This window comes from Pseudonocardia sp. ICBG1142 (genome assembly GCF_020496255.1).
GTDB lineage: Bacteria > Actinomycetota > Actinomycetes > Mycobacteriales > Pseudonocardiaceae > Pseudonocardia.
In genome coordinates, this window is sequence record NZ_JAHLJC010000043.1 from 1 (window position 1) to 9,601 (window position 9,601).

Below are 9,601 nucleotides of genomic sequence, written 5' to 3' on the forward strand. Positions count from 1 at the left end.
CCCTGGTCGCGGGCGCAGTGATTATCCGTCTGGCCTATCTCGCGATAGGTCGACCACTGAGTAAGAAGACAGGCCAGGAAGCAGTGAACAGTGATCCAGGATGGGATACTGGACCACTCCCCACGATGACGGCTGAGCGGGTGGAGAGGTTCGAGCGGGGCGGTTACTAGCGTTCCTTCTCGGCAGAGCAGGGCGGGTCTCGTAGAGGGCTCGCCCTGCTTTGCGTGTGGATCGCGCAATTATTGTGTTGGAGGCTTCCGTTGAACGGTCGGGCTCTGGGCGGCGCGGCGGGCTGGGTGGACCTGGCGGCGGAAGCGGCGTCCTCGGTGGGGTCGGGGTCGGCGCTCGGTGCAGGGCTCGCCCTTCACCGCTGAGCAGGTGGGGCAGTAGGCGGTCCCGATCTCCCAGGGGACTCGCATGCCTCGGTCGATAGCCACGACGCCACTCTAGGGCTGGAGCGACACCCCGTGTGAGCTGCGTAGATACACAGATGCCCCCGCCGGGGCGGGGGCATCTGGTTCACTGTGAGCTGAACACAACACAAATGAATGGTCAGGGTAGCGGCCAGACGCTCCCGGGCACCAGCGACACGCTCGTCACGCTCCCAGATGCATCGAGAACTGGGTAACCAAACGTCCCGGCCCAGGGTCCGGTCCCTCAGAAGGTAAAAACCTGCAGCTGGACCAGATCAGCAGCAGCCGTTGCTCCACAGGATGGAGCGGAACACGGCAGGCCCAGGCTGACCCCCGCAGAGGGGGTGCGCATCGGACGTGTTCAACGCAGTAGCCGATGCGACAGACTGACTGGACATCCCGCCCTGGGGCATCAGTAACGCGGTGCCCGGGACACGCGACCGAAGCAACCGACCGACGGCAGAACAGCCGCGACCGTTCGATCCGAGTCTCCCCCCTACCCGGTCAACCTTGCGCATCCGCGCGCCGTTGACCGGGTAGGGGGGGGGCTCCCTTCGCTGCCCTCCCTCCGGCAGGGAGGACAAGCTCCTACGGAGCCCAGCGAGCCCCGAGCCCAGCGAGCCCCGAGCCCAGCGAGCCCCGAGCCCAGCGAGCCCCGAGCCCAGCGAGCCCCGAGCCCAGCGAGCCCCGAGCCCAGCGAGCCCCGAGCCCAGCGAGCCCCGAGCCCAGCGAGCCCCGAGCCCAGCGAGCCCCGAGCCCAGCGAGCCCCGAGCCCAGCGAGCCCCGAGCCCAGCGAGCCCCGAGCCCTTGCGAGCGTCCACTCAGCATGATCTAGTGCATAAATGAAACGTTTTCTTCGTGCAACTACTGTGACTATTCTGCTATTTATGGCGGCGCTAGGAGCGAGTTCGAGTCCTGCACTGGCTTCCGATTTAAAATCTCCGACTCAGGGGGCATCCCTTTCTTGGGGATTTACTTCAGAAAAGTTCGCTAACCGCCCGCGTCATATCGCGGGCTACACCATCCATGCGAAGCTCCGCATGAGCGAACGCGATATCGGAGAGAAAGAAGTGAACGCGCTGGTTCGTTTCGGACCAGAGGGGATCAATCAAGGAGATGGAACCTGGAAGATTATGGAGGCGGATACTCCATTCGCCGTGGTTATTAACGGGAGTGGCTGGGTCGTCACAGTCCACCCGGTGATTTGAGGGTGAAATGATTACCAAGCGAGAAGTGTCAGTAACGCTGGAACTGGATACGTCTGGCGATGTGGCCTACCTTCGTTTCGAAAGGCTGTCTGCGGACGATGCACGTCGAGTTCGCACAGCTTTAGTGGAAGATCGACAAGGCGTCATGTACGGAGCGTTGGATTTTGAGAACGAAGGAAAAGGCCGGATGGTAGGTCTGGAGATTCTGAACGCGTCGAAGCGGTTGCCGGGTAGATGGCTCAGCGAAGGCGAGAATGGGGAATGAAGAAGGCGGTAGGTGGACTGTTGGTTGCAGTGGGAGTCTTGTTGTCAATTACAGGCTCAGCCGCTGCGGGAGAGAGCAGGAAGGAGGGCTCGGGGCAGTCTTGTGTGGTGTATGCGCCGAAACAGTATGAGTGTTTCTCTAACAATGCCGAGGCGAACGCGGCAGCGGATGCTCACAGTGGAAACCGAACTCCCCAGGAGTATCAAGGAGGAGCGTTCGATTGCGCCTGGGGATGGCTGTGTCTGTACGGATCGACGGGCGGCAACGGTCGGCGGCTGATATTCAGTGACGAGCACTGGCACAGGCTGGATGATTATGGTTTCGGAGGGAAAGTGAAGTCGTGGAGAAACAATCAGCTTTGTCCAGATGACGGAATGCTCGGCGATGGGGTGGGAGGCGTACTCGTGCTAGAAGGGTGCGGCAGGACAGCAGCAATGGACCCGTATTGGTCAAACGCTGCAATCCATGTGCATGGGTGAACTGTGCTGAGATCATCTCTCCGATGATGGGCTGAGCGGGTGGAGAGGTTCGAGCGGGACGGCTACTAGCGTCCCTTTCTCAATCAGGCAGGGCGGACCCCGATAGGGGTCCGCCCTGTTTGTGTGTAACGGGCTTGTCTTGGAGGTTCTTTCGGCCCTGTCCGTCATCTGGGCGGAGCCAGACCTGGCGGCCCACCGAATGCAAGGGTGGGGTGTCCCTTGCATTCGGTGGGGGGTCAGGTATCCCTTGTGGCAGATGATGGACAGGGCCGGGAGGACCGTAGCCCCTGTCCGGAGTCTGCCGGGGTTCGGGGCGGCGAGCGCCCGACCCCCGGAGGGCCCCCGGAGGGCCCCCGGAGGGCCCCCGGAGGGCCCCCGGAGGGCCCCCGGAGGGATTCCGCCGAAGGCGGAACAAAGAGCGAAGATCAAAGGCAGACGCTCGCCGCTGGGCAGGCTCCGGACAGGAGGACAAACCCGGCTGAATAGCACTCGGCTAGTGCACGGTTCCTCCCCCTGGAATCGGGGTTGGGGGCCTCCTGCCCATCACCTGCCCAAAGGGATACCAGACCTTTGCCAGGGGGCAACCCGAACCCCATGGGTTGCCCCCTGGCAAAGCCCTGGTCTGGCTACGCCCAGGTGACGGACAGGAGGCCCCCAACCCCTAGGGTGCGCCCTCCGGGCGCGCCCCACACACCGCGACCTCACGGCCACTCCATCGGAGCATGGACAGAGAAGAGGGGGTTGGTATACGGTGTGAAACACCTTGGAAAGGACATTGAAAACCCATGGCTAGTGCCATGGGTGAAAAACAGGGGTTTAAGCGGTGGGGGAGGGAGTTGACCTGCGGTTTCGTGGGGGGCCTTCCCGCCGCCACCGCGCGACACCTCACTCCCTCTGCTTCGCGACGAGGAACTGAGGTGTCGCGCGGTGGCGGCGGGAAGGCAAGTCAACAAGATCAAAAACAAGATCAAAAACAAGATCAACAGACAGGGGGTTGGCAAGGGGGTGTGGCTGAGAGGGGCGTGCGGTACGTAGAGGGGAGAGAAAAAAGAGCACCAATGAAGGGGTAAAACCGAATGGCTACGCAGAAGGCAACGGCACACAGAAGGCCAGCGAAGGCGAAGCCGAGCAGGGCAGAGCCCCAGACAGACAGAACAGCACAAAACAACAAGAACCCCATGCAGGGGCAGTGACCAGAGCATGAAGCAGAACATGATCCAGATAGGAGGCCAGGCAATGCCAGAAGAAGCACAGCCGAAACGAGCGAAGCGAAGCGACGCCGGAACAGCCCGCAGGACAGCACGAGATGCCGAACTCATGGAGTGGATGGCGCACATGTACGGCATCCCCATGGACCTCCTCCAGCACCACCTGAACGTCACAGAAGAACGAGCCCGGCAGATTGTGCGGCGTTGGGAACAGGCGGGCTGGGTCAAGCGTGACTACGTCGACGCGGGATCAGCCTGGGTGTGGCCGACAAAGGCAACCACAGATCAATTCCTAGGATGGAACGCGCGGGAATGGAAACCCCGCCCCACTACAGCGGCACATACCCGTGCAGTGGCGGCAGTCCGGGCGCGCCGAACAGGGTTCGCGTTGGACCGGTGGGAATCCGAGCGAAGCCTATGGCATGAACACGGCTGGCGTCTCAAAGACGAGGAATACCCACACATGCCAGACGGAGTCGAGATTCTAGAGAACGGAAACCGCGTGCTGATTGAGGTCGAGCTGACGGCAAAAGCTCGAACTCGGTACCTCTCTAAGGAGAGAGAGTCGGGAACAGGTGGGGTGAACTTGCATGACGGGTTATTGCCAGAGATTCAAAGGAGAGCACGGGATTTGAACTGTTCAGGTATCGCCTATTGGTGTTCGCCGGTGGCTTTGCCGGTGATCGAGGATGTGACGAAGGAGTACAGCGTTCGAAGCGAGATTCAGATGAGGAATTCCCCCAATCCGCAACGATTGGGAGAGAAATTCCAGTTTCATGTCAGAAGCTTGGAAGAGGAGGTTCCTGCATGGCAACCGAAGGGTTGGGTTCGGCGCCTGAAGGTAGGTGGAGAGTGATGGAGTGGCCAGCATGGGCGCAGGGAAGTATTGCCGGGATACTTCTCGCGGCGATAGTCGCGGCGGGAGTGGTCTTGCTGCCGGGGATCATCCTGGGTGCTGGGATCGTGGCGGGTGCTTCGTTGAAGGGATGGCATCCGTCCCGGCTGCGGAATGTGTTCTTCGTGGTGCTCGGGGCGAGTGTGATTGCGGCGTGGTGGGTCGATGACTGGTTCGCGCCACTCACAACAATGAAGACGGCCATCGAGCAGGCGTGGGCGGGGATGTGGTGGCACGCATTCGTGAATGCGACCGGTGGCACGTTGCTGCTGTCGTGCTTGGGGGCGTGGATATGGTGGCACCGCTATACGCGGCGGATGCGATCCGGAAAGGAAGGAGTGAAGGGTGAGCGGCATGTGTATCGGCAACAGAAGCGCCAGGAATGGAATGCCAGGCTGCGGGCGAAGCATGAGATCACACCACTATCGAGAGGGCAGAGAGTGATCCTGGGTCACAAGTATGAGGACGTGTATCCGCATCCGGAGCTGTTGGGACAGGCGGTGGGGAAACGGAACGCACCATATTTTGATGTTCCAATGGAACGGATTAAACGGCATATGGCGGCGGTGGGGTCGACGGGGTCGGGGAAGTCGACGACGTTGATCCGGCTCAGCTGCGGATGGACAGAAGCCGCGTGGAGCACCTACCGGGAGTCGAGCCAGTCCCTATCTGGCTCGGGGTCCCGGGACGTGTACTCCACGCGGCCACTGACCATCTTCGTCGACTGCAAGGGTGGTCGCCAGGGTGGGGACCAGGCGGTGGAATGGGCCGAGGAGATGGAGGCCCTGGGCCTGGCACCGGCGCGGGTCGGGATCTTCCCGTTCGTTGACCGGCTCAACATGTGGCGGCTCCCCCCACGCCAGCTCCAGGCGTCCCTACACGCCCTGGCGAAGACTGAGCATCGCTTCTATGACGTGCTGCAGCGGGGTCTGCTGCACCTGCTCATCGATGCGCCGGAAGAAGGCCCTCCGTCTGACTCGGTGGCGCTGCTGAAGCGGCTAACGAAGAAGTGGCTGACGGAGACCTGGGAGAAGTACCCGGTGGAGTCGGCTGCTGTGCGGGCGTTGACGGCGTCGTCGGGGTCGGGGCCGTCACCGTTGGCGGCGGACCTGATGCTGTTCAGCGAGTTGTTCCGGGCGCTGGGGGACGACTTCGACGCCGGGCGGCCCCTCACTGACTTCGATGCCTTGTATGTGTTGGTGCCGGGTTCGATTGACAGGGTTGTGGCGGAGGCGAAGGCAGCGGTGCTGCTGGAGCTGCTGATGTATGAGTTGTCGCAGCAGCCGCGGCAGACGTTGTTCATCGTGGATGAGTTTTCGGCGATCACGGGGAAGCTCACCGGGAGTCTGACGAATCTGGTGGAGCGGATTCGGGGGATGGGCGGGGCTTGCATCCCGTCGGCGCAGTCCTATTACGGGTTCGGGGACACCGAGGACGAACGAGAACGGCTCTTGTCGGCGATGGGTGGGGGAATGCTCATCGGCCGGACGGAGGCGGCGGAGCCGCTGGCGAAGCGGTTTGGGTCTCGCAAGGTCGGTGAGGCCGGGTTGCAGTTGTCGGAGTCTGAGTTCACGGGAACCGGGAGTCTCCGGCGGCAGGATGCCTATCTGTTGGACCCGAACCGGGTGCGGCAACTCCCCGACGGGCATTGGATTTATACGAACTCGGAGAAAGTTACCTACGGGGTCGTGAAGCCGGTGGATAAGACGAGGAGGCTTCCGAGCAAGGTTATCACCGGGTCGGCGAAGCGGAATCTGCTGGTGGCTGGGCATGCGAAGCAGCCAGTCGCACTGCTCAAGGGCCGGGACAAGACTCTGGAGGAGCAGATTCCGGGGTGGAAGAAATGAGCACCCTGTCCCGGGAGGCGGCTGCGCAACGCCTCAAAGTCTCACCTGCGGCGAGCCCCCAGGTCCTGCACTCCGCCTACCGGAAGGCAGCCAGGGAGCACCATCCCGACATCGGTGGTTCGAAGACGGACTTTCAGGACATCTGCGATGCCTACACCTACCTTCTTTCCGAAGCGTGGGTGGACACTCCAGAAGAGTCACGGGAAAACCCAGTGCCGGGCATCGGGCCGGTGGTCTGGGTCCGCAGCAAGTTCACCCTCCTCGCAATCGTCATGGGGATGGTCGAGGCGGCGGTGCTCATCCTGATCCCCTTACTCTTCGGGGTCCCGTTCTACGGGGCTGTCACAGTCCTGGTCGCGGGCGCAGTGATTATCCGTCTGGCCTATCTCGCGATAGGTCGACCACTGAGTAAGAAGACAGGCCAGGAAGCAGTGAACAGTGATCCAGGATGGGATACTGGACCACTCCCCACGATGACGGCTGAGCGGGTGGAGAGGTTCGAGCGGGGCGGTTACTAGCGTTCCTTCTCGGCAGAGCAGGGCGGGTCTCGTAGAGGGCTCGCCCTGCTTTGCGTGTGGATCGCGCAATTATTGTGTTGGAGGCTTCCGTTGAACGGTCGGGCTCTGGGCGGCGCGGCGGGCTGGGTGGACCTGGCGGCGGAAGCGGCGTCCTCGGTGGGGTCGGGGTCGGCGCTCGGTGCAGGGCTCGCCCTTCACCGCTGAGCAGGTGGGGCAGTAGGCGGTCCCGATCTCCCAGGGGACTCGCATGCCTCGGTCGATAGCCACGACGCCACTCTAGGGCTGGAGCGACACCCCGTGTGAGCTGCGTAGATACACAGATGCCCCCGCCGGGGCGGGGGCATCTGGTTCACTGTGAGCTGAACACAACACAAATGAATGGTCAGGGTAGCGGCCAGACGCTCCCGGGCACCAGCGACACGCTCGTCACGCTCCCAGATGCATCGAGAACTGGGTAACCAAACGTCCCGGCCCAGGGTCCGGTCCCTCAGAAGGTAAAAACCTGCAGCTGGACCAGATCAGCAGCAGCCGTTGCTCCACAGGATGGAGCGGAACACGGCAGGCCCAGGCTGACCCCCGCAGAGGGGGTGCGCATCGGACGTGTTCAACGCAGTAGCCGATGCGACAGACTGACTGGACATCCCGCCCTGGGGCATCAGTAACGCGGTGCCCGGGACACGCGACCGAAGCAACCGACCGACGGCAGAACAGCCGCGACCGTTCGATCCGAGTCTCCCCCCTACCCGGTCAACCTTGCGCATCCGCGCGCCGTTGACCGGGTAGGGGGGGGGCTCCCTTCGCTGCCCTCCCTCCGGCAGGGAGGACAAGCTCCTACGGAGCCCAGCGAGCCCCGAGCCCAGCGAGCCCCGAGCCCAGCGAGCCCCGAGCCCAGCGAGCCCCGAGCCCAGCGAGCCCCGAGCCCAGCGAGCCCCGAGCCCAGCGAGCCCCGAGCCCAGCGAGCCCCGAGCCCAGCGAGCCCCGAGCCCAGCGAGCCCCGAGCCCAGCGAGCCCCGAGCCCTTGCGAGCGTCCACTCAGCATGATCTAGTGCATAAATGAAACGTTTTCTTCGTGCAACTACTGTGACTATTCTGCTATTTATGGCGGCGCTAGGAGCGAGTTCGAGTCCTGCACTGGCTTCCGATTTAAAATCTCCGACTCAGGGGGCATCCCTTTCTTGGGGATTTACTTCAGAAAAGTTCGCTAACCGCCCGCGTCATATCGCGGGCTACACCATCCATGCGAAGCTCCGCATGAGCGAACGCGATATCGGAGAGAAAGAAGTGAACGCGCTGGTTCGTTTCGGACCAGAGGGGATCAATCAAGGAGATGGAACCTGGAAGATTATGGAGGCGGATACTCCATTCGCCGTGGTTATTAACGGGAGTGGCTGGGTCGTCACAGTCCACCCGGTGATTTGAGGGTGAAATGATTACCAAGCGAGAAGTGTCAGTAACGCTGGAACTGGATACGTCTGGCGATGTGGCCTACCTTCGTTTCGAAAGGCTGTCTGCGGACGATGCACGTCGAGTTCGCACAGCTTTAGTGGAAGATCGACAAGGCGTCATGTACGGAGCGTTGGATTTTGAGAACGAAGGAAAAGGCCGGATGGTAGGTCTGGAGATTCTGAACGCGTCGAAGCGGTTGCCGGGTAGATGGCTCAGCGAAGGCGAGAATGGGGAATGAAGAAGGCGGTAGGTGGACTGTTGGTTGCAGTGGGAGTCTTGTTGTCAATTACAGGCTCAGCCGCTGCGGGAGAGAGCAGGAAGGAGGGCTCGGGGCAGTCTTGTGTGGTGTATGCGCCGAAACAGTATGAGTGTTTCTCTAACAATGCCGAGGCGAACGCGGCAGCGGATGCTCACAGTGGAAACCGAACTCCCCAGGAGTATCAAGGAGGAGCGTTCGATTGCGCCTGGGGATGGCTGTGTCTGTACGGATCGACGGGCGGCAACGGTCGGCGGCTGATATTCAGTGACGAGCACTGGCACAGGCTGGATGATTATGGTTTCGGAGGGAAAGTGAAGTCGTGGAGAAACAATCAGCTTTGTCCAGATGACGGAATGCTCGGCGATGGGGTGGGAGGCGTACTCGTGCTAGAAGGGTGCGGCAGGACAGCAGCAATGGACCCGTATTGGTCAAACGCTGCAATCCATGTGCATGGGTGAACTGTGCTGAGATCATCTCTCCGATGATGGGCTGAGCGGGTGGAGAGGTTCGAGCGGGACGGCTACTAGCGTCCCTTTCTCAATCAGGCAGGGCGGACCCCGATAGGGGTCCGCCCTGTTTGTGTGTAACGGGCTTGTCTTGGAGGTTCTTTCGGCCCTGTCCGTCATCTGGGCGGAGCCAGACCTGGCGGCCCACCGAATGCAAGGGTGGGGTGTCCCTTGCATTCGGTGGGGGGTCAGGTATCCCTTGTGGCAGATGATGGACAGGGCCGGGAGGACCGTAGCCCCTGTCCGGAGTCTGCCGGGGTTCGGGGCGGCGAGCGCCCGACCCCCGGAGGGCCCCCGGAGGGCCCCGGAGGGCCCCCGGAGGGCCCCGGAGGGCCCCCGGAGGGATTCCGCCGAAGGCGGAACAAAGAGCGAAGATCAAAGGCAGACGCTCGCCGCTGGGCAGGCTCCGGACAGGAGGACAAACCCGGCTGAATAGCACTCGGCTAGTGCACGGTTCCTCCCCTGGAATCGGGGTTGGGGGCCTCCTGCCATCACCTGCCCAAAGGGAACCAGACCTTTGCCAGGGGGCAACCCGAACCCCATGGGTTGCCCCCTGG

At 62.2% G+C, this 9,601-nt stretch carries 9 protein-coding genes; all 9 read left to right on the forward strand.

Annotated features, from left to right (window positions below; genetic code table 11):
- The first annotated feature begins 1,255 nt into the window (after positions 1 to 1,255).
- On the forward strand, positions 1,256 to 1,621 hold the full coding sequence (locus KPL59_RS34075) for a DUF4258 domain-containing protein (protein ID WP_226361020.1): 366 nt from the start codon (positions 1,256 to 1,258) through the stop codon (positions 1,619 to 1,621).
- A 25-nt stretch (positions 1,622 to 1,646) separates the two neighbouring features.
- A complete protein-coding gene (locus KPL59_RS34080) occupies positions 1,647 to 1,886 on the forward strand; it encodes a DUF2283 domain-containing protein (protein ID WP_226361021.1) in 240 nt (79 codons plus the stop codon).
- Complete coding sequence (locus tag KPL59_RS38075) at positions 1,883 to 2,365, forward strand: peptidase inhibitor family I36 protein (RefSeq protein WP_226361022.1); 483 nt, start codon at positions 1,883 to 1,885, stop codon at positions 2,363 to 2,365. Before KPL59_RS34080 ends, KPL59_RS38075 begins: the two co-directional genes overlap by 4 nt.
- Before the next feature lie 1,200 nt (positions 2,366 to 3,565).
- Positions 3,566 to 4,429, forward strand: a complete 864-nt coding sequence (locus KPL59_RS34090) for a hypothetical protein (RefSeq protein ID WP_226361023.1) — start codon at positions 3,566 to 3,568, stop codon at positions 4,427 to 4,429.
- Positions 4,381 to 6,315: a hypothetical protein gene (locus KPL59_RS34095; protein ID WP_226361024.1), complete on the forward strand. Its 1,935-nt coding sequence runs from the start codon at positions 4,381 to 4,383 to the stop codon at positions 6,313 to 6,315. The genes KPL59_RS34090 and KPL59_RS34095 overlap by 49 nt, the downstream gene beginning before the upstream one ends.
- Positions 6,312 to 6,833 (forward strand): J domain-containing protein, encoded by a 522-nt coding sequence (locus tag KPL59_RS34100; RefSeq protein WP_226361019.1) that lies wholly within the window; start codon positions 6,312 to 6,314, stop codon positions 6,831 to 6,833. Before KPL59_RS34095 ends, KPL59_RS34100 begins: the two co-directional genes overlap by 4 nt.
- Positions 6,834 to 7,886: 1,053 nt before the next feature.
- On the forward strand, positions 7,887 to 8,252 hold the full coding sequence (locus tag KPL59_RS34105) for a DUF4258 domain-containing protein (protein ID WP_226361020.1): 366 nt from the start codon (positions 7,887 to 7,889) through the stop codon (positions 8,250 to 8,252).
- Positions 8,253 to 8,277: 25 nt separating this feature from the next.
- Positions 8,278 to 8,517 carry a DUF2283 domain-containing protein gene (locus KPL59_RS34110; protein WP_226361021.1) on the forward strand — a complete coding sequence of 80 codons (240 nt, stop codon included), beginning with the start codon at positions 8,278 to 8,280 and terminating at the stop codon, positions 8,515 to 8,517.
- Positions 8,514 to 8,996 (forward strand): peptidase inhibitor family I36 protein, encoded by a 483-nt coding sequence (locus KPL59_RS38080; RefSeq protein ID WP_226361022.1) that lies wholly within the window; start codon positions 8,514 to 8,516, stop codon positions 8,994 to 8,996. Before KPL59_RS34110 ends, KPL59_RS38080 begins: the two co-directional genes overlap by 4 nt.
- Positions 8,997 to 9,601 lie beyond the last annotated feature (605 nt).